The sequence below is a fragment of the Amphritea atlantica genome (assembly GCF_018860855.1).
GTDB lineage: Bacteria > Pseudomonadota > Gammaproteobacteria > Pseudomonadales > Balneatricaceae > Amphritea > Amphritea atlantica_A.
Genome location: NZ_JAHKQE010000023.1, coordinates 137,219 through 159,840, shown reverse-complemented (window position 1 = coordinate 159,840; position 22,622 = coordinate 137,219). Strand labels below are relative to the sequence as shown.

Genomic DNA, 22,622 nt, shown 5'->3' with positions numbered 1-22,622 from the left:
CTTATAGCATATTAAGGCGCGGCTGTACGGTGGCGAAACAGCCAGTGATAGCCTGCTAGAGCCGTATACCAGCAGATTGCTAATGTCCAAAGGTCATGGGAGAGGAAGTGAGCGCCGCGAAACTGTTGCGACAGTCCGAACGCCATACCCAGTAATAAGCTAAAAGAAAGCGCCGCCATACGCCATTGTGGCTTATAAAGACGACAAAAAAAATAAAGTGCTACCCAAGCATAACCACCACTGGCATGTCCCGCAGGGAAACAGCGCACAGTACTAGAGCCAAAGAGAGTATTCATAATGGGGGCATAAAGCTGATCGCCCCCATAGCGCTGAAAATCCCATGGGCAAGCAATATGGGTAATGCCCTTCAAACCAGAAATGAGCAGAAGAGAGATTATCACCGCAGCCAATAGATAGCCTAAGCCTGCCCGATAGGGCCGCATTCTTTGACTTAGCCAAGTGCTGGCTAGCGCCCCTAGATTTAAAAGAATGAGGACGCCAACGAGTATTCGCCCCCCTTTATGTATAACCGTTTCTAATAGCCAGCTACTCTTGAAGTTCCAGCTGTCTCCCTCGAAGGCGTAAATAGCATCGGCTAATTGTAAATCAAAGCCACGACCATCTAGCAGGTAGGTCGCTATCAATAAGAGAGGCAGAGGAATGATCCAGTGATAATAGAGCGATCTGTTCATAGAATGATTAATATCCATGTCATGAGCATAACGATTAATGCAACAAAAACCGCAGCCGAGCCCATATCTTTTGCTCTACCGCTCAGTTCATGGAGTTCGACGCCGATACGGTCAACGACCGCTTCGATCGCTGAGTTCAGCAGTTCAACAAGGATCAGCAGTAGAACACTGCCGATCAATAAAATACGCTCAACTGAATCTTGACCAAGATAAAGCGCCAAGGGAATCAGTACCAGTGCACCGAGTGTTTCTTGTCGAATCGCGGCCTCATGCTGCCATGCCGCTTGAAAACCTTTGATTGAATAGCCTGTGGCTAACACTAACCGCTTGACGCCTTTGATACCTTTAAAGGCCGATGCGTCTGTGGTTAGCGGTTGTTGTTCAGTTTTTAACATGATGACTCTTCTATTCATGGGATGTGGCGGCAATGGTTGATGCTTGGTTAATGGATCGACAGCTGCTGAAAATATCCATTTCTGGACGGTAAGCGTCGGTCTGCACATCTAACAATCCTAGCATGGAGTCAAACAAGTTATCGTGGCTAAAGTGGCGCTTGCGTTTGTCGTCTAAGCAGTTTTTATCGATCGAAAAACGATTAGCGAAGCCGTCATCCATCCAGAAGAGAAATGGCACCTCGGTTTGTTCATGAGGTGCCAACATGTAGGGCACACCGTGCAGATATAAGTTGTTTTCGCCAAGTGATTCCCCGTGATCAGAGAGATACAGCATGCTTGAGTCATATTGATCACTTCTGGATTTTAGAAAGTTGATCACTTCTGACAGAAAATAATCGGTGTAGAGAATGGTGTTGTCATAGGCATTGATGATTTCCTGCTGGCTGCACTCTTGCAGTTGGTTCGTGTCACAGACAGGTGAGAATTTTCTAAACGCCTCAGGGGTACGCAAAAAATAGCTAGGGCCGTGGCTACCCTTTTGATGCAAGACAATGACCGCATTGTTATCTGATGCATTAAGCGTCTGCTCAAGCTTTTCGAGTAGAATCATGTCGTAACATTCACCGTCATGGCATAGATTCGGGTTATCGGCGTCCATTAAATTGATACTCTCAACACGGTTGCAAACACCTTTGCAGCCGGAATTATTATCTTCCCAGATAACGCTAAGCCCCGATCGTTGTAATACATCTAATAAGTTGTCGGAATTGATCGCTTGATCATGCTCATAGTCAGAGCGGTCCATGTTCGAAAACATACAGGGTAAAGAGACCGCTGTAGATGTTCCGCAAGAGGAAAAATCACTAAAGCTGATAATGTTTTGTTGGCTTAAATTGGGCGTCGTTTCACGGGGGTAATCGTAGAGTGAGAAATTGGCTCGACGAGCCGTTTCACCCACCACAAGAATGGTGACCACTTTTTTCTGAGCATTACCCTGCCAGCTTGATCCAAGATGTGCATCGGCACCAACGGTTTGAAATTCGCGTTTGTTTTTCGGCAGAAAGTGTTTCGCATAGGACTGCAAAGAGTAGACATAGTTGACAGGGACGATCAGGTCACGCACATACCGGTGGTTACGAAAAAGTGAGGCGTAGTCCTGATAGAAAGTCACTGCGATAAGACCAACGACAAGGGAAATGGCCACGAATGTCGTGATTTTCGTTAGCAGGAACCTCAACGGCGAGCCATAGTTGATCTGTACATGCCAAACCCATAGGGCAGGCAAGACGCCCGTCAGAGTAACGTAGACCAATAGACTGAGACTGAATAACTCGGTGCTTTCTTTAAGGTCGGTCTGCATCATATTCATGATCATGGTTTTATCGATCATGATGTTGTACGTCTGCATGAAGTAAGTCGCCACTGATGCGCTGATCAGCAGCGTAATAATCACCGGTTTCAACACCCAGGGAAGCGCTAATAACGTTAAAAATAAATTAAAAATAGCCATGAAGAAAAAGAACAATCCCACCATAAATAGCAGGTCTTTGAAGCTGTTAACGCCATGAATATCGTAGACAGTGGATAAGAAATTCGTATTGAACATCGCCATTAAATAGGTCGATACCAGTAGCGTCATTAGCCAACTGGAGCATTGGTTAGGCAGTTTCTTAAAGATTTTTTTAATGGCAAACGACATAGCTTGAAAACCCACATTCATGGTTGTCTTACCGCAAGGGTAAGGTTGGAAGTGGGATTATCGAAGAGCTACCGTCATGTCAGTATCAAGGAAACATCAAGGAAATATCAAACTGTGAAGGTGATGGGCAATTAGCGATAGTCGTTGGGTGTCGCTGTTAAATGCTTCGCTGGCTATTCAATAGGGTGTTTCACTAGATCATAGTTTTTTGTTAGGTGAATCTATTGTTATAACTCGTTTAGGAGTATGGTTTGAATGCTAATTTAGAGTATGCTAATTTAAATTTCTGTTCAGGTCTGCCTATGTCACTGACATTTTAGTCACTGACACTTTATGGGGGTTTGGCCGTTACTGTCCCCATCGTTGACTGAGGTCGATGAAATTATGGGCGGTTCGTTTATACTATTTAACATTACTCAATCGTATGGAGTAATGGCTTAAGTTTGTTTCAGGTCAGGATGACAGTATTAGGGGCTCTCGGGATTGGTTAGCTTTTTCGATGAAACGACAGATTAAAACCACCGTGCATACGATGGCTACTGCCGAGCGCACAACGTGCCCCTCCTTGACGCTTAAATAGACTAACAATGGAAGTACAGTACAGACATTGCTGACCACAGATAGGTAAAGCGGCTTTGTCGTTATCAGTTGACGATGTTTGGATAATGGAGAATAACGTGAAGCGAGTCATAATCGGTGTGTGTTTAATACTGGCCGTTGCCGCAAGTTGGTTGCTGTGGCAGTACTTTCAAGCGCCTAGCTTACCAACGGATATCGCTTCGGGTAATGGGCGAATTGAAGCGGTGCAAATGGATGTCGCAACTAAAATTGCCGGCCGTGTAGAAACGGTGTCGGCGCAGGAGGGCGATCTTGTTCAGCCCGGTCAGACGGTTGCGATGATCGATACGGCGCAGTTACGCGCACAGTTATTGCGGGCCGATGCTGAGATTGCCAGTGCTGAAAGTCAGGTGGCCGCCGCCGAAGCGTCGATTGCGCAGGCTAAGGCTAAACTGGTTTTAGCGCAGCAAGAGTTGACTCGGGCGAGCGAACTACTCAAACGGGGCCATACCAGTAAGGAATCATACGATACGAATGTGAGTACCGTGGCGGTTGCAAAGGCCAATCTTAAGGCTGCTGAGGCGACTCTGGTATCGCGGCAACGTAATGTGGATGCTGCGCGGGCGGATGCTCAAGGTATTCAAACACAGATTGATGATGCAACACTGGTTGCTCCAAGTATTGGCCGGGTGTTATATCGTCTCGCGGAGCCGGGTGAAGTATTGGGTAGCGGCGGCAAGGTGCTAACACTGATTAATCTAGCCGATGTCTATATGGAAACTTTTTTACCGTCATCCCAAGCATATCGTGTTTCTATCGGTGCCGAGGCGCGGGTTAAACTGGATATTCTCGATGTGGCTATTCCCGCCAAGGTTAGCTTTGTTTCACCGGAATCACAATTTACCCCGAAAGAGGTCGAAACCGCGAGCGAGCGGGAAAAACTGATGTTCCGGGTTAAGGTGCGGGTGCCGGAAGCCTTGGTGCAGGCCTATATTGATCGTGTTAAAACTGGCGTGCGTGGGGTGGCATATATTCGTCTGGCACCGCTGCCGGGTGAACAGCCCTCGGAGTGGCCAGAATTTCTTCAGAAGCTGCCCACAATGGTCAATTCAGCTACCAGCAACAACTAACGGGTGCCAATGATGGCTCAACAAGATCGCCCGATCGCTCGGCTTCAAGGTGTTACGCACACTTATAAACAGGTTGCCGCTGTCGATGATATTACTCTGGATATTCCCGCTGGTTTGATGGTGGGTTTGCTAGGGCCCGATGGTGTTGGCAAATCGACCCTGATGGGACTTATTTCTGGCGCGCGCAAACTACAGCAAGGGCATCTTGAGGTGCTCGGTGGCGATATGGTGTTAACTGCGCACCGTGATCTTGTCGGCCCAGGGATTGCCTATATGCCCCAAGGGCTTGGTAAGAATCTTTATGCCGAACTCAGTGTTAAGGAAAACCTCGATTTCTTTGGCAAGCTTTTTGGCCAAGGGCCGGCTGAACGTAAGGCTCGTATCGCGAGGTTAACCCAAGCAACAGGGTTAGATCCGTTCCTGTCACGCCAAGCGGGCAACTTATCAGGGGGTATGAAACAGAAGCTGGGGCTTTGTTGTTCATTGATACATGACCCTGATCTGTTGATCTTGGATGAGCCAACCACCGGTGTTGATCCACTGTCTCGACGGCAGTTTTGGCAATTGATCGCCGCCATCCGTGAAGAGCGGCCTAGCATGAGTGTGTTGGTGTCCACCGCCTATATGGATGAAGCGGAAGGCTTTGACTGGCTGGTTGCGATGGATGCCGGGCGAGTTCTGGATACCGGTACACCGGCAGAACTTAAGGCGCGTACGGGGGCCGATGATTTAGAAACCGCCTTCGTGCGTATGCTGCCTGAGGATAAGCGCGGTGATATGATCGAACTGGTCATCCCTCCGCTGGAAAAAAGTGAAGCAACCCCTGCCATTGTTGCTAAAGGGTTAACTCGCCGCTTCGGTAACTTTACCGCGGTGGATAACGTCAGCTTTGAGATTCAGGCTGGCGAGATCTTTGGTTTTCTCGGTTCGAACGGCTGTGGTAAGACCACCACTATGAAGATGTTAACCGGCCTGTTACCGGTATCCGAGGGTGAGGCTTTTCTGTTCGGCAAACCGGTGAATGCCGGTGATTTAGAAACCCGTAAACGGGTCGGTTTTATGACCCAGGCTTTTTCCCTCTATGGTGAGCTGACGGTTGCGCAGAACTTAATCTTGCATGCACGGCTATTTCACCTGCCGTCGGAAAAAGCCAGCGAACGTATTGCCGCCCTCGTTAAACGCTTCAGCCTAGGTGAACATATGGACGCCTTGGCCTCGTCATTGCCCTTGGGGATGCGTCAGCGACTTTCATTGGCGGTAGCGGTGATTCATGAGCCGGAAATGCTGATTCTTGATGAGCCAACATCAGGCGTCGACCCTGTCGCCCGAGATAGCTTCTGGGAGCTACTGGTTGAGTTGTCACGAAAAGATAAGGTGACGATCTTTATCTCGACCCACTTTATGAATGAGGCGTTGCGCTGCGACCGTATCTCTCTGATGCACGCCGGTCAGGTGCTGGTCTATGATGAGCCACAGCATCTGGTGGAAGCCAAAGGCGCGGCCTCATTAGAAGACGCATTTATTAGCTACCTTGAAGATGCTATTGCGAAGAAGGGGAGCACAGTCGTTGAGCATGGTGATGAAGCCAAGACCCCGGTGCTAACGCAGGACGCTGGGCAGGATGCCGGCGTGATGGCATCTCGGCCCGCGAATGCGAAAATTCATGGCTTCAGTCTTAATCGACTGCTGGCGTACAGCTATCGTGAGATCATGGAGGTGATGCGTGACCCCGTGCGGATGGCGTTCGCATTTCTCGGTAGCTCGATGCTGCTGATCGTGATCGCCTACGGGATCTCTTTGGATGTTGAAAACCTCACCTATGCGGTGCTGGATAACGATCGTACCCCAGAGAGTCGCGAATATTTGAGTAACTTTGAAGGTTCGCGCTACTTTAGTGAACAACCTGCGTTGCAGAGTAAAGAGGAGCTTGAGCGGCGTTTGGTCTCCAATGATATTACCCTCGCGATTGAGATACCGTCGGGCTTTGGACGGCAATTGAAAAAGGGTGAGACCCCCAGTGTTTCCGCGTGGATCGACGGGGCCAATACCACCCGGGCCAGTACCATTGCTGGCTATGTCAGTGGGGCTCATGTTCACTACCTGACCCAGTTAGCAACCAATGTCGGTATCGATGCCAGTGCCGTGGCGAATGTCTCGCAGGAGTCTCGCTATCGTTACAACCCATCCTTTAAAACTATCTACTCAATCGGACCGAAAACACCGGCTATGTTGTTGTTATTGTTTCCCGCGATTCTGATGGCGGTGAGTCTGGCGCGGGAGAAAGAGATCGGTACCATCACCAATTTCTATGTGACCCCGACTAACCGATTTGAGTTTTTAATTGGTAAACAACTGCCTTATATCGCTATCGGCATGGTTAACTTTGTGATTCTTACGTTGCTGGTGGTCTTTCTGCTCGATGTGCCCCTGAAGGGAAGTTTGGCCGGTTTAACGCTAGGCGCGTTGCTGTATGCCTTTACCTCAACCAGTTTTGGTTTGTTGGTATCAACGATCACTAAATCTCAGGTTGCTGCCGTGTTTGCCACCGCGATTCTGTTAATCATGCCGTCCATTAACTTTTCCGGCTTAGTGCAGCCCACCTCGACCCTAGAGGGTGGCGGCTATCTTATCGGTGTCTTGTGGCCAGCGACTTATTATATGCACCTCAGTGTCGCTGCCTTTACCAAAGGCTTGAGTTTTACGGAGTTGATGGGGGATATTATGGTGCTGGCGCTGTTAGGCCCTATTTTGGTGGTGGTTGCGGCGGCATTTCTGAAAAAGCAGGAGGTCTGAGTGATGAAAACTTGGATCAACATCTTCTGGCTTGGCACTAAGGAGCTACGTAGCGTTTTCAGCGATGTGGTGATGGTAGTGCTGATTATCTATTCGTTCAGCTTGGCGATCTACTCCCAAGCGACCGCAACCAGTGAATCGGTCAATAACGCGTCGATTGCGATCGTCGATGAGGATCATTCGGCGCTCTCGCGAGCCATCGCGAATGCGCTCTATCCGCCCTATTTTAAAACGCCGGTATTGATCTCGCCTGCCGAGCTAGATGAGGGGATGGACTTAGACCGTTATATGTTTGTGCTGGAGATTCCGCCAAACTTTGAAGAGGATGTGCGCCGCGGTCGCCAGCCCAGCGTGCAGATCAATATTGATGCGACCGCAGTTACTCAGGCAAGCCTAGGTAATAGTTATATTCAAAATATTGTGGTCGATGAGGTTAATCACTTTATCAATCGTTCGGACGAAACCAGCGATTATGCTGTGACACTGGTTCAGCGCCGAGCTTTTAACCCAAACGGCACGGGGATGTGGTTTGGGGCGATCAATGCGCTGATCAATCAGATCTCGATGATTACCATTATCCTCACCGGAGCTGCGCTGCTGCGGGAGCGGGAGCACGGTACGATTGAACACCTGTTGGTTATGCCTTTGAGCTCCTTTCAGATTGTGATGTCAAAAGTATGGGCTAATGGGTTGATTATTCTGGTCGCCTTTGCCTTGGCGATGTGGTTTGTGGTGGAAGTTATTCTTGATGTGCCGATCAGTGGCTCACGTTTATTGTTGTTGGTGGGGACGACTCTGTATCTGTTTGCGGCGGCGGCCATTGGGATCTTTTTGGGCACTATCGCCCGCACGATGGCGCAGTTTGCGCTGTTGATGATCATGGCGATTGTGCCCATCATCATGCTTTCCGGTGGCTTAACGCCTATCGAGAGTCAGCCCGAGGTTATTCAACCGTTAACCTGGTTTCTGCCATCGCGGCACTATATGTCATTCGCTCAAGCGGTGGTTTTCCGGGGGGCCGATCTCAGTATCGTCTGGCCTGAATTGTTGAATATTCTGGGGCTAGGATTGGTGTTTTTCAGTGCCAGCCTTGGACTGTTCCGTCGATCGATTGCCGTCAGCCACTAAGCCGTTTGAGCTACTTTTTAAGCGTCCATTGATTATCGATAAACATGACCGGTGTGACCTTGTATTGCTTTAATAGGTACTAGAGTCTTGATTTATTCTGTTTGTATTGGCGTATCAATAATTTATGCTGCTATGCACAAAAAAATAGTAAAGTAAGCAGTAAAAGTTCTATTAAAGCTAATCTATCTCAATACTGCACTGCAACATTTGAGCTATACTGAAAACATTAAAGAGAATAATTCATAACATTATTGTGAGAGGGATTTAGGATGGAATCGCAACCCTTAGAACATGCAGATAATAATCAAACTGATTCAGTTGATGTGCATGAAACAAAAGCACTACCGTCCCCAGTTAAACCACAGGCAAAAGCGGCTGCCCCATCTCAAGGGGTACAAACGCTCAAGTTGCCAGCAAGCGTGGCTGAGTACTTAACCCATCTGTTTGAACGGGATACATCAACGCCTGTTTCACTACATGAAACGGTGGATAGGACGGTTAATGCGACCATGGCCCATTTTACCGGAGGTTTATCGCCGGGTGGCTTGGCTGGAGCTTACGCGGATTGGGCATTACACCTTACATCGGCCCCCGGTAAACAGGCTCAACTGCTTGAGAAAGCGATTAAAAAAGCGCTAAACCTTGCTAATTATGCGAGTTTTTGTGCCACGGGTTTGGCAAAAGATGCCTCTATGCCTTGTGTTGAGCCTTTACCACAGGATAAGCGGTTTCGTGGCGAAGCTTGGCAGCGCTGGCCGTATAATGTTTTTTATCAGTCCTTTCTGCTTAATCAGCAATGGTGGCACCATGCAACAACCGGCGTACGGGGTGTGACTCAACAGCATGAAAATGTGGTTGAATTCGCGACACGCCAGATGTTGGATGTGTTGTCGCCATCGAACTACCTGCTGACTAATCCGGAGCTGCTTGAGCAAACCGAAAGAGAGGGGGGGTTGAACTTACAGCGCGGCATGGAAAACTTTATTGATGATTTTCAGCGAACGCTTAATGGTCAAAAACCCGTAGGTACTGAAGCGTTTCAGGTAGGTAAGAACCTGGCGGTTACCCCAGGTAAGGTGGTTTATCGTAACCATCTGATTGAGTTGATTCAGTATGATCCAGTCACTGAGTTCGTTCATCCAGAACCTATCCTTATCGTACCTGCTTGGATCATGAAGTATTACATTCTTGATCTGTCACCTGAAAACTCACTGGTTAAATACCTCACCGAGCAGGGCTTTACTGTTTTCATGGTGTCATGGAAGAACCCTGACGTTGATGATCGTGACTTGGGTATGGATGACTATCGTACTCTCGGCATTATGGATGCACTGGATGCCATCGGAAAAATTACGGATCAGCGGATACATGGCGTTGGTTATTGTTTGGGTGGTACGTTGCTGTCTATTGCGGCGGCGGCGATGGCCCGTGATGGCGATGAACGCTTAAAAACCTTGTCATTGTTTGCCGCACAAACCGATTTCACCGAAGCCGGTGAGTTGATGCTGTTTATCAATGAGAGTCAGGTCACTTTCCTTGAAGATATGATGTGGGAAAAAGGTTACCTCGATACTAAACAGATGTCGGGTGCTTTTCAGTTATTACGTTCCAACGATTTGATCTGGTCTCGTATGGTACATGACTACCTGATGGGCGAACGGGCTAGCATGAATGATCTGATGGCTTGGAATAGTGATGCGACCCGTATGCCTTACAAAATGCATTCACAGTACCTGCGTCAGCTGTTTCTTAACAATATGTTGGCTGAAGGGCGGTATACCGTCGATGGTCGGGCGATTGTTGTATCAGATATTCGCGCACCTGTTTTCATGGTGGGAACAGAGCGGGATCATGTCGCGCCTTGGCGGTCGGTTTATAAGCTCAACCTACTGGCGGATACTGAAGTTACCTTCCTGTTGACCAGTGGTGGCCACAATGCAGGGATTGTCTCTGAGATTGGACACCCTCGTCGCCGCTATCGTATCGGGACTAAAAAACATGATGACCGTTATCAGGATCCTGATACTTGGTTTGCTGAACATGACACCCAAGAGGGTTCATGGTGGCCTGAATTTGTTGGCTGGTTAAAAAGTCGCTCAGGTGAGCAAACCGCTGTGCCAGCGGATGCTGAAAAAAGTGGGCTGAAGCCTATCTGTGACGCGCCTGGAACCTATGTTTTGCAGGATTAAGGGGAACAAAAGATGCTTAATGATGCGAATACAGTCCCTGATGCCGAACAAGGTAATGGGCTTTCTTCTGAGGAGGCTGCGCGTCGGCTGTCTGAGCAGGGGGCTAATGAAATTATTGAACAGCGAGAGAGTCCTCTTAAGAAGATTCTCTCCTATTTCTGGGGGCCGATCCCTTGGATGATTGAAGCCGCGGCGATTCTTTCGGCGTTGGCTCAAGATTGGCCTGATTTCTTTATTATTCTGACCATGCTGGCGGTCAATGCAGGGGTAGCCTTTTGGCAAGAGCGTAAGGCCGATAATGCGGTTGAGTTGCTAAAGAAAAAACTTGCGACTCGCGCGCGGGTATTGCGCGATGGTGCGTGGCAAGACCTGCCAGCCCGTGAGCTGGTTCAAGGGGATGTGATTCACCTGAAACTCGGTGATGTGGTGCCGGCTGATGTTGAGCTTTTGAGGGGGGCAGGCCTTTCAATTGATCAGTCGGCGTTGACCGGTGAGTCACTTCCCGTTGAGAAGAGCGCCGCTGATCCAGCCTATTCAGGCTCAATCGTACGGGTTGGCGAGATGACGGCCGTTGTGACTGCAACGGGTATGCGAACCTATTTTGGTAAAACCGCAGCCTTGGTTGAGCGGGCTGGTGCGCCATCGCATTTTCAGCAGGCGGTATTGAAAATTGGTAACGCCCTGATTGTGGCCACCCTAGTGCTGGTGGCAGTCATTTTGGTTTACGGTTGGTTCCGTGGTGACCCACTGCTCGAAACGGTGCAGTTTGCCTTGATTCTAACCATCGCGGCGATCCCTGTGGCGTTGCCTGCGGTATTGTCGGTAACACTGGCGGTTGGGGCTATGACGCTGAGTCGTCTAGGTTCGATTGTGTCGCACCTTGCCGCTATTGAAGAGCTGGCAGGGATTGATGTGCTCTGCTCGGATAAAACCGGCACCTTGACCCAAAACCGGTTGGTGGTGGGGACGCCGGCGCTTATTGAAGCAAAGGATACTGAGCAGGTGTTACTGGCGGCTGCCCTGGCTTGCGAGCCGGAAAGCAATGACCCGATCGATACCTCGATTTTGGCTGCTCTTAAGGGGGTCGATAACTTAGCACGGGCACAGATTGATAAGTTCACTCCTTTCGATCCGGTAAGCAAAATCGCCGAAGTGGAGGTGACGCTAGATGGTCAAGCTCGGTATATCGCTAAGGGTGCTCCACAGTCAATTTTAGCTTGGGCTAACGCGTCATCGGAGACTCAGGCGGCCGTTGAGGTGCAGATTGATACCTTAGCCGCTGGCGGTTATCGTGCATTGGCGGTGGCTGAGCGTATTGGTGATCAGCCTGCTGAAGTGTTGGGCTTGCTGCCATTGTATGACCCACCGCGTGAAGATAGTGCGGAGACGGTTTCTGCGCTAAGGAATTTGGGTGTGTCTGTTAAGATGGTGACCGGTGACCATATCGCTATCGCTCGGCAGATTGCTGGGGAGTTGGGGATTGGATCTAACTTTATCACCGCCGATAAAGCGTTCGCCAAAGAACACAAAATGACTGCCAGTGAGATTCTTGAGCGGGATGGCTACGCGCAGGTTTTTCCTGAACATAAGTTCGAGATCGTCCAAACGCTGCAATCCAGTGATCATCTAGTGGGTATGACTGGAGATGGTGTGAACGATGCCCCCGCATTACGTCAGGCGGATGTCGGGATTGCGGTTAGTGGTGCCACCGATGCCGCACGGGCGGCAGCGGATCTGGTGTTAACTGAGCCGGGACTGGGGGTTATTCGCAATGCGGTAGAAGAGGCACGCCGTATCTTTGAGCGCATGACGGCTTATGCCATCTTCCGTATCAGTGAAACTGTGCGCGTGCTGTTGTTTATGACGCTATCCATTCTGGTATTTGATTTCTATCCGGTCACGGCGGCAATGATTGTGTTGTTGGCGTTGCTGAATGATTTTCCCATCATGATGATCGCTTATGATAATGCTAGACCTGCACCACGACCGGTACGCTGGGATATGCGTCGGGTTCTTATTTTGGCGAGTGTGTTGGGTACACTGGGTGTTATCTCTAGTTTCGGGATGTTCTGGATAGCAGAATCAATCTGGGAATTACCCCGTCCGACTATTCAAACGTTGATCTTCCTGAAGCTACTGGTTGCTGGGCATCTGACTATCTACCTGACCCGTAATGATGGCCATTTCTGGGATCGTCCGTTCCCTAGTTTGAAACTGTTTATTACGACGGAAGCAACCCAGGTTGTCGGCACCTTAGCCGCCGTCTATGGTTGGTTTGTTGAGCCGATTGGCTGGTCACTCGCCCTGATTGTTTGGGGTTACGCGTTGTTCTGGTTCTTAATTAACAATATGGCTAAACGACTGGTTCTGCATTACCTTGCAAAGCAGGCGCGAGTCGACGTTAAATAAACGGATTAATAGTAGCGTTATTATTAGCGCTATATTGAAACGTTAACTCTGTGTTTTATGACGCCGCGAGTGGATATTCTTCTACTTCGCGGCGTTGTGCTATCTGATCCATCGATGGCTATTCCCGCGTTGGGTTTTAAGCGTAACAGCGTGGCTGTACAAAGTATTATCCAGGTTGTATTTGACGGTTATTATCAGGGCTGCTTTTCGACTGGTTTAGAATGGGTGCAGAGTTTGTGAGCGGTGATGGATATCAGAGAGGGATAGATGGGAATGCGTATTTAGGACGGATTTGATCAATAAAACCCAATCTGGCGATCTGTTGTTAATACCAACAGTCGCCAGTTGGATTGAAGGCGGGATAGGTTATCGTCGCAAGATAAAGTTGGGCTCAATCAGCTCAGCTTCTCCTGTCAGAATAGTCGCATAGGAGATTTTTGCGGTGGTCCGTAACACTTTCACGGTCGCAATCTGTTCTTCTAACTGGCCCAGTGATTCCTTGGTATAGGGATCAAACATCTCATCGCCAAGCAGGAAAACATTCAGTACATCCTCTTTCTTTAAGGTTTTGCCTCCCTGATTGATGACCACGGTTTTACCTTTGACGGCCACGACCCGCATGGGGTAAATATTCGCCAAGGCTTGTTGTGCCAGTTGTTCTGCCAGTTCTGCGGTGATACCCGCTTGAGATGAACCATATTTTTTCAACATAGCGCGGATGTCGCGGTCGCTGAACTTCAGGTTGATTGAATCAGACCATTTTACTTGGCGGGTCGAGGCCAGAATAATTTTGTAGTCCAACTGCGCGCTGCCGCTATAGCTGACGATGGTTTCACCGGTTAGCTGCAAGGTTTTCGCATGTCGAGTACTGCGTATATTGCGAATATTTCCCACAACGATGTAATCAGCTCCTAGAACGTTACCGATCTTGGCTTTTTCCGCCAGTGCGGCATCATCACTAAGCCAGAGCGCTTTCTCCTGTTGAAACTCGGCACCAAACTCACGATCCAACACATTCATCTTGCGGGACTGAATAAACTGATCCAGCGCGCGGTTACGCAGTTCTGATTCTATTTTAGCTGCGGGAGTCCGGTCTCCCAGCAGTGAGTAGCTATGTTTATCGCTGTGAAAGGGCATTATTGCGAGTGTACGGCGGCTATCGGTAGGTAGGCCGGGTTTGTCGTACTTGAGCACATGTAGACTCACATCGGCGCGGTAGTTGCCATCCGTTTCCTGCTCTACCGAATGAACATCGTAGCGTGATACCAGTCCCTTGGTTTTAAGGCTGAGATCGCCACGATGGGCGACCTCAAATAAGCTGCTGGACTGTTCACCTTCGTTGTTGCTGCTACTGGCATGAGCCGATAAGGTTTGCATAACCTCACGGCTGTCGATACTGACACCCGTGGCTTGGCGCAGGCCTTGTACTAAGGCATCGCTGATCGCCTGATTGCGATTGCTGCCATACCCTACGGCATCGACCACCTGTTCAGCGGAGAAACTTAAACAGCTGCAGAGCAGGGCGGTCAATGCCAGTAGTGTTTTCAGTAATGGTTGCATATTTCTATCCTTAGAAATCATCGGCCGACATCAGATCACGGCTTTGAGTGGTACCCGTCGCGTGAGTCTTGCTGTGCTGCTCCTGAGACTTAGCCTGATCCTGATGTTTAGGTTTGAAGTTACGCATATCGCGGGCGTTTTGCTCTGAAACCGGATGCCAGACATAGATAACACCATTGATTTCATTACCGTATTGAGGGTGTTTAGCCGTCCAGCGCAGTAACTGACGAGTGCCTGCTAGGTCTGAGATACTGCCGCGGGCCGAGATCTCATTGTTGATCGCTTTTACCATCTCAATGCGGTTTTCTTCGGATGTTATTACACCGTCTTTCTCGGCTTGTACGATGCCTTCAGTCACATTCGTGCTTTTTTTACTCGTGCTCAATTCAGCATTGCCGACGGCGTTCAGCAGGTAAGCAAAGTTGGCGTAAGCATCTGCTTTTGCGTAGAGGAAGGCACCTTTGCGGGCATTCATTTTACGGTTGAAGTCGGAACCGTTATAACCCGTTCCTGCTTGACCAAAGGAAACCAATACGGGATAACCGTTTTCATCATACATTTTGCGGATGCCGAACTCATGAATTAGGGCGGCTTTATTCTCTGAGAAACGCTCACGCAGGGATGGCCCGCCCACTTTTTTAGGGTTAGGGGCTAGGTCGCCTTTGCTCTGTTTCATGTCATAAATAAATTGGCGCATCTTATCCGAGGCAACCACCATGACAGCGATCGCATGACGGCCTTCGGCATCATTGGCTTCAAAGGTTTTAACGGGCACTAGGCCTGTCAGGCTAGCACGTGCTCGTGTTGTAATTTGTTCGCTGATGGAGTTCTCAAATAAGCGGGCACGTTTCGCGGGAGGCGCGGCATTAAATTCATCTGGATTAATGCCCAGTTCATTAAGTTGCTCATCTAACTTACCACCGGCCAATGCGACTGCTTTATTCAGTACCTCTTCGAGCTTGTTCGAGCTCTGTAATTCTTCAGGTGAGAATGAAGGCATTTTGCTCTTATCTTCAAACAGTTTGCTGACGGTTTCGGCTCGTGAGCTGATGCCTTCAAACTCGATAAACTGTGCTTGTGCGTTCATCAGCGCTTCTTTATACGCCAATAAGCGGTGGTCAGCCCAGTCAGCAGCATCCGGCGTCACTTTTACAAAGGAGGTCCCTTCCGCCATAAAAATATCGCCATTTTCAGCCCGTTGAGACAAACTCGCGCCCGCGCCGTGTTTCCATTCTTCGATCTGATCCATCAGCATCATGCCAGGATCGACCGGTGCTGGTTCAGCCGCTTCTGCCACTGCAACATCAATTGCTTCAGCCTGATCCGTAGCGGGTGCTGTTTCTACTTGGGTTGCTGTCTCGGCTTCTGATTGGTTAGCGTCGGTTTGTGCTTGAGTGACGACCGCTATGCCACTGATGGCTAACGCTAGCGCGGTTTGTTTGAATAGCATTTTCATCTTCGTATTCCTTTACGTTGCTTACCAAGAGGTTCCTTTGGCACTGCCAATTTTGCGAATAGGTGTTTCGCCTTCCCACACCGCTAGACCATATTGCAGATCGGTAAGTGTCAGTTGGAAGTAATATTCAACCAGTTGGCGGTCGTCATCGACACGATTGTTACGTTGAATGATCTTGCCGGAAAGACTCATGTTTGGCGCTGTAAAGGCTTGTTTAACCAGACTTGTACGATCCACTTTTTTAGACTGGCTTAGTTCGCCGTAAGCTGCGTTCATTTGGTCTTCAGCGCCATTTAAGCCGATGGCAGTCGTCGTCATCACTTTGCCGCTGCGTAACAATTCAATGCGGATTTTCTTGACCAGTTGATCGGTGTCGATGCGCTGCATGGTGTCGTTAATAATAGAAGAGACCACCATGATGTTCTTTTTCCCATCGTTACGGTCAACTGCGCCAGATGACAGCATGGATTGTACGGCGTCAACGGAGGCTTGCTCAAAGTCTTTGCCACTCAAGCCCATCGTAATGGGTTCATCTACCGCACCCGGCGTTAGCATTTGAGTTTTTGGCGTACAGCCGCTAGCGATGAGCACAACGGCAGATAGAGCAATAACTTTGGTTGTTTGAGCTGAGAATAGGGTTCTCATCGGTTGTTTCCTTGAGGTTGAGGGGATGAGGCGTGAGCGTCAGATAGAAAGACTTTATAAGCGACGGCTTTCGGGCTGGTGGCTATACGCTGAATGGAAATGGGTTCTTTCGGGCCGATTTCTAAAGCTTCCCAGCGTGAGGTAAGGCTGTTGATTGCAAAGCCGTTTTCATCAAACCAGGTGAATTTGTAGCGTAGAGTTTTGTTACTGCTTGCGGTATTAAAAGCTTGAATGGAGACCTGCAATAACTGTCCTGGCGTGTAGCCATCGGTCACGGACTCAATCGCCACAAAGCTTTTCGCGCCTTGACCAAAGGTTAGCTGAGGATAATCGGGGGATTTGACTTGCTGTGTTTGGCAGCCTGTTAGTAGGAACAATGGCAGCAAGGTAGTCAGTATTAATTTCTTCATGGGAATCCTTCTCATCAGGCATCGAAACTGGTGAGTTTATAAATGGGTGTGCTACCCGGGGTTGTTGCTTTCACGTAAATCACAGTAAAACGGCTATCAGGCAGGTCGATTTTTAACGGGGTAGGGAAACCAGGCGCGCTGATATTTAAGGTGTTGTTTTTGGGTTTTCTGATTCTGGCTAGTTGAACTTCTTTGGGGAGAGAGCTCCAGCTTCGGGTATCTGCGTGAGTCGTAGCCGCCTGATAAAGTGCGGCTACTAATCCGCCCATCGCACCGCCCTCTTTTTGGGCTTTATATTGAATTAATGCTTTTGTGAGTGAGCTGCTAATGGCTTCAGTGACTTTTAATGGGAACTCTTTTTTAAATTCAGTTTGAATAACGCGATCGATATCGGCTAATTGAGTCGTTTTACCTAACGACTTATTACCATCAAAAATTTCAAGGTAAGGGTAGGCTTTTGCACGATGATTGAGTTTTGGTAATGCGATCTGGGCGTAATCGACTTTCTTACTCACGAGAAACAGAGGGATAGGAATCAAGGTTTCTTTGACCGTTGGGGCTAGGCCATTTTCAAAAATAACCCAAACGGCGGGACTTAGCCGTTTTTTGCTCCATTCCCCACGACGTAATTTATCAGCGACTTTTAGATCTGTTTTGACCGCTCGGTTGTTAGGATTCATGCCTGCGACTCTGCGCATTGAGGCCCGAGCTTTACTCAGGTCTGATTTATCCTGACTGGAGAGCATGAAGTAAAGGCCATGTAGATAATCGGTATAGGGGTTTACATAGTCAGGGTAGGCTTTCCACTCTTTAAGTTCGGGGTATTGCTCATAGACAGCGGATTCGGACTGGACGCTGCTTTTTTGGAGATCGAAAGGGTTACTCTTGTTCGCTGCAGTGACTTCTTTCTTCGCTTCGGCTTCCTTTTCAGCGAGTTCTTTCTGCTTTTCAGCGAGCTTCTTTTTGAATGCCTCTTCAGCTCGCCGTTGGCGGTCTGCTGCGCGGTTAAACTCAATCCTAGCGTTCTGAAAGTCATGTAAAAACATGTTATTAACGGCTTTATACGTATTTGTCATCACGCCGTCGTAAACGGTAGGGGAGTAGCGGTTTAGACTGTTGTTGACGAGAACGGACGTCACCATTTCAAGGCCTTTGCGCCCCACGTTTTCTGTATCTTCTGCTTTCATCATTGATTCAGCAGAATCAAACACCTTGTTACTAAATTGATATTGACCAGCGACACTTAATGCGGTGCCACTTTGAAGCGACCACAATAAGCTACTGGATTCGCCATCGGGGGTTATATCGCCTGCACTCAAGGCGGTATCTGCCGCTGCTTGAAACTGACCGGCTTCAAACTGCTTCTCGAAATCGGTTGCTTGTTGTTTCGTCTGTATGGCATTACAACCTGTTAACGATATGGCTGTAAAAAGGAGGAGTGCGGACTTTTTTGACTCTTTGATTCGCATAATAAATCCCTTTAGCGAAATAAAATCTGTTTTATATCAACAGTCTAAGAGACGGCGAGGGTATAGATAAGCGAGTGATCTGCCTATAGGAAAAATTCTTACTTTTAACCGAGATAAGGCTGAAAGTACCCAAAATGACATTTTTGATCTTTGTCTATTCGCACCGTCATGAATAGCGGTTTTTTATGGTTGGCGGTTTAAGCGAACAATAGGATGAAAGTGTTGTCCTGCCGAATTCTTGTAACGTGGTACTTTTTAACTATCGGTAGGGCGCCGGCACATAAAAAAGTTTTATTATTGTCAGGCGTTTTAGTGAATTTGACGCGGCTATTGCTCGTGCTGAGAAAAGGCTTTTAGGTAGGTCATCAATAGATGCTGAACATATCGCATGCAGGTCCATACCTGTGTTGAGGTCAGCGCCTGATAGGAACTATATGAGTGCACCGGTATATGGCTTGAAGCGCCATATCCGGTGCGTATTTGAAGCGATTAATGTGATTTTATGTCAAGGATTTCGAGTGAAATCATGTCATGACTGACGGTGATCCATTCGATCGCCTCTTCGGTGAGGATCTCGACAGGGCAGTGTTGATCCTGAAAATGAATGATTTCGTGTTGCTCAATCAGACGATGACGCCTGACGGCATAGTCGGGTGCACTTTTTGCTTTTTCCATCTTCTTGTCCTCGTCGGTGGAAGATTGTTGTTGTCTATGTAAGTTAGATCATTAATGCTGAGTTTGCTAAGAACTGTTTTCATGTAAAAGATGATGTGCATGAGTCATCGCAATTTAGTTACCACTAAATAGGCGGTTTCGCTGGCGATATCAGGCGGTTACCGTTAGCATTGGTAGCCATGAATAAACACCCCTCTCATATAGATTTGCAGCGATGAGTTATCAGGTACTGGCGCGTAAATGGCGTCCCGCAAAATTTCAGGAAATGGTCGGTCAGGAGCATGTGCTCAAGGCGTTAGTGAATGCGCTGGATGACGACCGTTTACATCATGCTTATCTGTTTACTGGTACCCGCGGTGTCGGTAAAACGTCGATTGCACGGCTGTTTGCGAAATCACTTAACTGTGAGAAAGGTGTTTCATCGACACCTTGCGGCGAATGCTCTGCCTGCCGTGAAATCAGTGAAGGTCGCTTTGTTGATCTGATCGAAGTGGATGCGGCGTCGCGCACCAAGGTGGAAGACACCCGCGAGCTGATGGAAAATGTTCAGTACGCGCCGACCCATGGCCGCTTTAAAGTGTATCTCATCGATGAGGTGCACATGCTGTCCACGCACTCCTTCAATGCGTTGCTGAAAACACTGGAAGAGCCACCGCCACATGTTAAGTTTTTGCTGGCAACCACTGATCCGCAGAAGCTACCGGTTACTATTCTGTCTCGCTGCTTGCAGTTCAATCTAAAGAATATGATCCCTGAACGGATTGTTGAACATCTGTGTCGGGTGTTAACAGCGGAAAATATTCCGTATGAAGAGCCTGCCTTATGGTTGTTAGCCCGATCTGCTGATGGTTCGATGCGCGACGCGCTGAGTCTAACGGATCAGGCGATTGCCTTTGGTGCCGGTGCCGTCGTTGAAGCCGATGTGCGGGCGATGCTGGGCACGATCGATCAACGATTAGTCTATAGTTTGGTGGATAACCTCGCGGCTCATAATGCACGAGCCTTGTTAGCCACGGTGGACGAGTTAGCCCGCTATTCACCGGATTACAGTGCGGTGTTGGGCGACCTGATTAGTTTAATGCATCGTATCGCACTGGCGCAGATTGTGCCGGAGGCAGTGGATAACGGCTTGGGCGATCGAGAACTGGTGCTGGATCTAGCAGGCAAATTAACCGCTGAAGATGTGCAACTGTTTTATCAGACGGCCTTGATGGGGCGCAAAGACCTGCCCTTTGTGCCGGATGCTCGGGAAGGGCTTGAGATGACGCTGATGCGGATGTTGGCGTTCCGCCCAGTATCGGTGAGTCATCAAGGGTTGAGTCAGCCAAATGATGATAGCAAACCTGCTGCGCTGGCTGCACCGGCCTCTGAGCCAGTGTCCGCTGTATCCCTGCCTGAGGAACTTGTTGCAGTAGCGGATGAACCGCAAAATCATGGTGCAATGACCTCGGTTGAACAGACCGTTAATAATCCTGCGAACGCTTATCCGGATGCGCCACCACAGCATCAGGCATCACCTCCGGATTATGATGAATCTTATCTTCAGGGACCTTCTGAGGACCTCCCCGGAAAAAAGTCTGACGCTGATTCTGAACCGCGAAGGGCTGCGGGGTCGACTGCTGTAACGCAAACCGCGCCGGTTGATCTGCCTTGGGAAGATAATACTTCACCGGTTCCTGCTAATGACCGGGATACGAATCAGCCGTCGGCCGTGAGTTCGCATGCTGATCTGAATCGGCCACAGCCCCGAGTGGCAGCCGATCACCTTGATAGCCGCAGTAGAGAAGATCAAAGCGCAGCGCCACAGCGCTCGGAAGTCGTTGGCTCAGTGACACAACAGCCTGAGAAAAAGAATTTAGAGCGACAACACGGCGATAGCCAAAACCCTATCGCCAACAATAACGCCCAGCAATCTGCGGTGATGACGCCGGCGAGTGGTGCCGCTGAGGCAGTGATTGAACCGGCAGCGAACGTCAGCTCGGATATTACTCAGTTTACCCCCGATCAGTGGGTGCTGTTAGTCGAACTGATCGGACTCAGTGGTATGACGTATAGCATTGCCTCGAATACCTCACTCGAAGCAGTAGGGGATTGTTGGCGTTTCCACTATATGCATGAACAGAAAGCATTGGTGAACGAAACGCATATTGGGCGGATTCGTGACTCGATTGGTCATTATTTTAATACGCAGGTTGAGGTAGAATTCAGTCTCGGCCGTTATAGTCGTGAAACACCCAGTCAATACCGTGACCGGAAACGGGCAGAACGTTTGGCTGAGGCAGTGAACTCTATTCAGAATGATCCGGTGGTACAAACCGTGATTGAGCGGTTCGCTGCGAGAATCGATTTAGAATCGGTGCAGCCGATTGATTAAAGCGCCGCAATAAAGCCGTTTAGCGGCAAGATTTTTAGTCGGACTTGAATGCTGTTAACGTCAGTTTTAGGTTCGTGCTGTCACAAAGATAAGGAGCACTATGATGAAAGGTGGTATGGGTAACCTGATGAAGCAGGCCCAGAAGATGCAGGCTGATATGCAGAAAGCCCAAGAAGAGATTGCTAAGGCTGAGGTCAATGGCGAGTCGGGTGCTGGGTTGGTGAAAATTGTGATGAATGGACGTCATGATGTTCGTAGTGTTGCCATCGATGATAGTCTGATGGAAGAGGATAAAGAGATCCTTGAAGACCTAATTGCCGCAGCGATCAACGATGCAGTGCGTAAGGTTGAGAGCACAACACAGGAACAGATGGCTAAAGTGACCGGCGGTATGGGTATGCCACCGGGCTTTAATATGCCGTTCTGAGGCGGTTGACACTATGTCGTTTAGCCCGCTCATTCAGGATTTAATTGATGCCTTTCGTGTGTTGCCAGGGGTTGGGCCAAAAACGGCCCAGCGGATGGCATTTCATCTGCTCGAACGCGATCGTAATGGCGCGAATACGCTGTCTGCGGCGCTGACACTCGCAGCAGATAAAGTTGGCCATTGTGCCTGCTGTCGTACCTTATCCGAAAATGAACTGTGCGAGATCTGTGCCGATAATCGTCGGGATGAAACGCAGATCTGTGTACTCGAATCGCCGGTGGATATGCTTGCTATCGAGCAGACCGGTGGGTTTAACGGAGGCTATTTTGTGCTGATGGGGCATCTATCGCCGATTGATGGTGTCGGGCCGGATGACCTCGGGTTGGATCAGCTGTTTAAGCGGCTTGAATCTGGGGTGGTTAAAGAGATGATTTTAGCCACCAATCCGACCGTTGAAGGTGAGGCGACAGCACACTTTATTGCCGAGCAGATAAAACATCTTGATATCCGGGTGACCCGTATCGCCCATGGTGTACCGGTAGGGGGCGAACTTGAATATGTTGATGGTGGCACCCTGGCCCATGCCATGGCGGGTCGCCGGGTAATGAACTGA

Annotated in this window: 18 protein-coding genes; 9 read left to right on the top strand and 9 right to left on the bottom strand. The window is 49.0% G+C overall.

The window, feature by feature from the left end; translation table 11 throughout:
- Positions 1–11: 11 nt before the first annotated feature.
- Genes KO512_RS10990 through KO512_RS10980 form a run of 3 tightly spaced genes read right to left on the bottom strand, consistent with a single transcriptional unit; the run spans position 12 to position 2,807 of the window.
- Positions 12–692 carry a phosphatase PAP2 family protein gene (locus KO512_RS10990; protein ID WP_215952391.1) on the bottom strand — a complete coding sequence of 227 codons (681 nt, stop codon included), beginning with the start codon at positions 690–692 and terminating at the stop codon, positions 12–14.
- On the bottom strand, positions 689–1,087 hold the full coding sequence (locus KO512_RS10985) for a diacylglycerol kinase (protein ID WP_215952390.1): 399 nt from the start codon (positions 1,085–1,087) through the stop codon (positions 689–691). Before KO512_RS10985 ends, KO512_RS10990 begins: the two co-directional genes overlap by 4 nt.
- A gap of 10 nt (positions 1,088–1,097) precedes the next feature.
- Positions 1,098–2,807 (bottom strand): phosphoethanolamine transferase, encoded by a 1,710-nt coding sequence (locus KO512_RS10980; protein WP_215952389.1) that lies wholly within the window; start codon positions 2,805–2,807, stop codon positions 1,098–1,100.
- A gap of 656 nt (positions 2,808–3,463) precedes the next feature.
- Between KO512_RS10980 and KO512_RS10975 the strand changes: the two genes are divergently transcribed.
- The 6 genes from KO512_RS10975 to KO512_RS10950 all read left to right on the top strand — a co-directional run bounded on the left by KO512_RS10975 (position 3,464) and on the right by KO512_RS10950 (position 13,233).
- Complete coding sequence (locus tag KO512_RS10975) at positions 3,464–4,474, top strand: HlyD family secretion protein (protein ID WP_215952388.1); 1,011 nt, start codon at positions 3,464–3,466, stop codon at positions 4,472–4,474.
- A 9-nt stretch (positions 4,475–4,483) separates the two neighbouring features.
- A complete protein-coding gene (gene rbbA / locus KO512_RS10970) occupies positions 4,484–7,267 on the top strand; it encodes a ribosome-associated ATPase/putative transporter RbbA (RefSeq protein WP_215952387.1) in 2,784 nt (927 codons plus the stop codon).
- Positions 7,268–7,270: 3 nt separating this feature from the next.
- The gene (locus tag KO512_RS10965; RefSeq protein WP_215952386.1) at positions 7,271–8,395 is read left to right on the top strand and encodes an ABC transporter permease; all 1,125 of its coding nucleotides are present in this window, start codon (positions 7,271–7,273) and stop codon (positions 8,393–8,395) included.
- 269 nt (positions 8,396–8,664) lie between these two features.
- The gene (locus KO512_RS10960; RefSeq protein ID WP_215952385.1) at positions 8,665–10,584 is read left to right on the top strand and encodes a PHA/PHB synthase family protein; all 1,920 of its coding nucleotides are present in this window, start codon (positions 8,665–8,667) and stop codon (positions 10,582–10,584) included.
- Between the two features lie 12 nt (positions 10,585–10,596).
- Complete coding sequence (locus tag KO512_RS10955; RefSeq protein ID WP_215952384.1) at positions 10,597–12,993, top strand: plasma-membrane proton-efflux P-type ATPase; 2,397 nt, start codon at positions 10,597–10,599, stop codon at positions 12,991–12,993.
- A gap of 69 nt (positions 12,994–13,062) precedes the next feature.
- A complete protein-coding gene (locus KO512_RS10950) occupies positions 13,063–13,233 on the top strand; it encodes a hypothetical protein (RefSeq protein ID WP_215952383.1) in 171 nt (56 codons plus the stop codon).
- Between the two features lie 126 nt (positions 13,234–13,359).
- Here the strand turns inward: KO512_RS10950 and KO512_RS10945 are convergent, their stop codons facing one another.
- The 6 genes from KO512_RS10945 to KO512_RS10920 all read right to left on the bottom strand — a co-directional run bounded on the left by KO512_RS10945 (position 13,360) and on the right by KO512_RS10920 (position 19,208).
- Positions 13,360–14,553 carry a hypothetical protein gene (locus KO512_RS10945; RefSeq protein ID WP_215952382.1) on the bottom strand — a complete coding sequence of 398 codons (1,194 nt, stop codon included), beginning with the start codon at positions 14,551–14,553 and terminating at the stop codon, positions 13,360–13,362.
- A 10-nt stretch (positions 14,554–14,563) separates the two neighbouring features.
- A complete protein-coding gene (locus KO512_RS10940) occupies positions 14,564–16,009 on the bottom strand; it encodes a DUF6844 domain-containing protein (protein WP_215952381.1) in 1,446 nt (481 codons plus the stop codon).
- A gap of 21 nt (positions 16,010–16,030) precedes the next feature.
- Positions 16,031–16,654, bottom strand: coding sequence for a penicillin-binding protein activator LpoB (lpoB, locus tag KO512_RS10935; RefSeq protein WP_215952380.1), 624 nt, complete (start codon positions 16,652–16,654; stop codon positions 16,031–16,033).
- Complete coding sequence (locus KO512_RS10930) at positions 16,651–17,064, bottom strand: YcfL family protein (protein WP_215952379.1); 414 nt, start codon at positions 17,062–17,064, stop codon at positions 16,651–16,653. The genes lpoB and KO512_RS10930 overlap by 4 nt, the downstream gene beginning before the upstream one ends.
- 14 nt (positions 17,065–17,078) lie before the next feature.
- A complete protein-coding gene (locus tag KO512_RS10925) occupies positions 17,079–18,533 on the bottom strand; it encodes a COG3014 family protein (protein WP_215952378.1) in 1,455 nt (484 codons plus the stop codon).
- 489 nt (positions 18,534–19,022) lie between these two features.
- On the bottom strand, positions 19,023–19,208 hold the full coding sequence (locus KO512_RS10920; protein ID WP_215952377.1) for a hypothetical protein: 186 nt from the start codon (positions 19,206–19,208) through the stop codon (positions 19,023–19,025).
- 214 nt (positions 19,209–19,422) lie between these two features.
- Between KO512_RS10920 and dnaX the strand changes: the two genes are divergently transcribed.
- The 3 genes from dnaX to recR all read left to right on the top strand — a co-directional run bounded on the left by dnaX (position 19,423) and on the right by recR (position 22,622).
- On the top strand, positions 19,423–21,582 hold the full coding sequence (gene dnaX, locus KO512_RS10915; RefSeq protein ID WP_215952376.1) for a DNA polymerase III subunit gamma/tau: 2,160 nt from the start codon (positions 19,423–19,425) through the stop codon (positions 21,580–21,582).
- A 100-nt stretch (positions 21,583–21,682) separates the two neighbouring features.
- Positions 21,683–22,009 carry a YbaB/EbfC family nucleoid-associated protein gene (locus tag KO512_RS10910; RefSeq protein WP_215952375.1) on the top strand — a complete coding sequence of 109 codons (327 nt, stop codon included), beginning with the start codon at positions 21,683–21,685 and terminating at the stop codon, positions 22,007–22,009.
- A 13-nt stretch (positions 22,010–22,022) separates the two neighbouring features.
- Complete coding sequence (gene recR / locus KO512_RS10905; protein WP_215952374.1) at positions 22,023–22,622, top strand: recombination mediator RecR; 600 nt, start codon at positions 22,023–22,025, stop codon at positions 22,620–22,622.

Excerpts from the sequence above, each read along its gene's own strand:
- dnaX (WP_215952376.1), top strand. The coding sequence starts at position 19,423 with ATGAGTTATCAGGTACTGGCGCGTAAATGGCGTCCCGCAAAATTTCAG.
- KO512_RS10980 (WP_215952389.1), bottom strand. The coding sequence starts at position 2,807 with ATGAATGTGGGTTTTCAAGCTATGTCGTTTGCCATTAAAAAAATCTTT.
- KO512_RS10920 (WP_215952377.1), bottom strand. The coding sequence starts at position 19,208 with ATGGAAAAAGCAAAAAGTGCACCCGACTATGCCGTCAGGCGTCATCGT.
- KO512_RS10930 (WP_215952379.1), bottom strand. The coding sequence starts at position 17,064 with ATGAAGAAATTAATACTGACTACCTTGCTGCCATTGTTCCTACTAACA.
- KO512_RS10910 (WP_215952375.1), top strand. The coding sequence starts at position 21,683 with ATGATGAAAGGTGGTATGGGTAACCTGATGAAGCAGGCCCAGAAGATG.
- lpoB (WP_215952380.1), bottom strand. The coding sequence starts at position 16,654 with ATGAGAACCCTATTCTCAGCTCAAACAACCAAAGTTATTGCTCTATCT.
- KO512_RS10925 (WP_215952378.1), bottom strand. The coding sequence starts at position 18,533 with ATGCGAATCAAAGAGTCAAAAAAGTCCGCACTCCTCCTTTTTACAGCC.
- KO512_RS10990 (WP_215952391.1), bottom strand. The coding sequence starts at position 692 with ATGAACAGATCGCTCTATTATCACTGGATCATTCCTCTGCCTCTCTTA.
- KO512_RS10945 (WP_215952382.1), bottom strand. The coding sequence starts at position 14,553 with ATGCAACCATTACTGAAAACACTACTGGCATTGACCGCCCTGCTCTGC.
- recR (WP_215952374.1), top strand. The coding sequence starts at position 22,023 with ATGTCGTTTAGCCCGCTCATTCAGGATTTAATTGATGCCTTTCGTGTG.
- rbbA (WP_215952387.1), top strand. The coding sequence starts at position 4,484 with ATGATGGCTCAACAAGATCGCCCGATCGCTCGGCTTCAAGGTGTTACG.
- KO512_RS10985 (WP_215952390.1), bottom strand. The coding sequence starts at position 1,087 with ATGTTAAAAACTGAACAACAACCGCTAACCACAGACGCATCGGCCTTT.
- KO512_RS10960 (WP_215952385.1), top strand. The coding sequence starts at position 8,665 with ATGGAATCGCAACCCTTAGAACATGCAGATAATAATCAAACTGATTCA.
- KO512_RS10965 (WP_215952386.1), top strand. The coding sequence starts at position 7,271 with ATGAAAACTTGGATCAACATCTTCTGGCTTGGCACTAAGGAGCTACGT.
- KO512_RS10955 (WP_215952384.1), top strand. The coding sequence starts at position 10,597 with ATGCTTAATGATGCGAATACAGTCCCTGATGCCGAACAAGGTAATGGG.
- KO512_RS10940 (WP_215952381.1), bottom strand. The coding sequence starts at position 16,009 with ATGAAAATGCTATTCAAACAAACCGCGCTAGCGTTAGCCATCAGTGGC.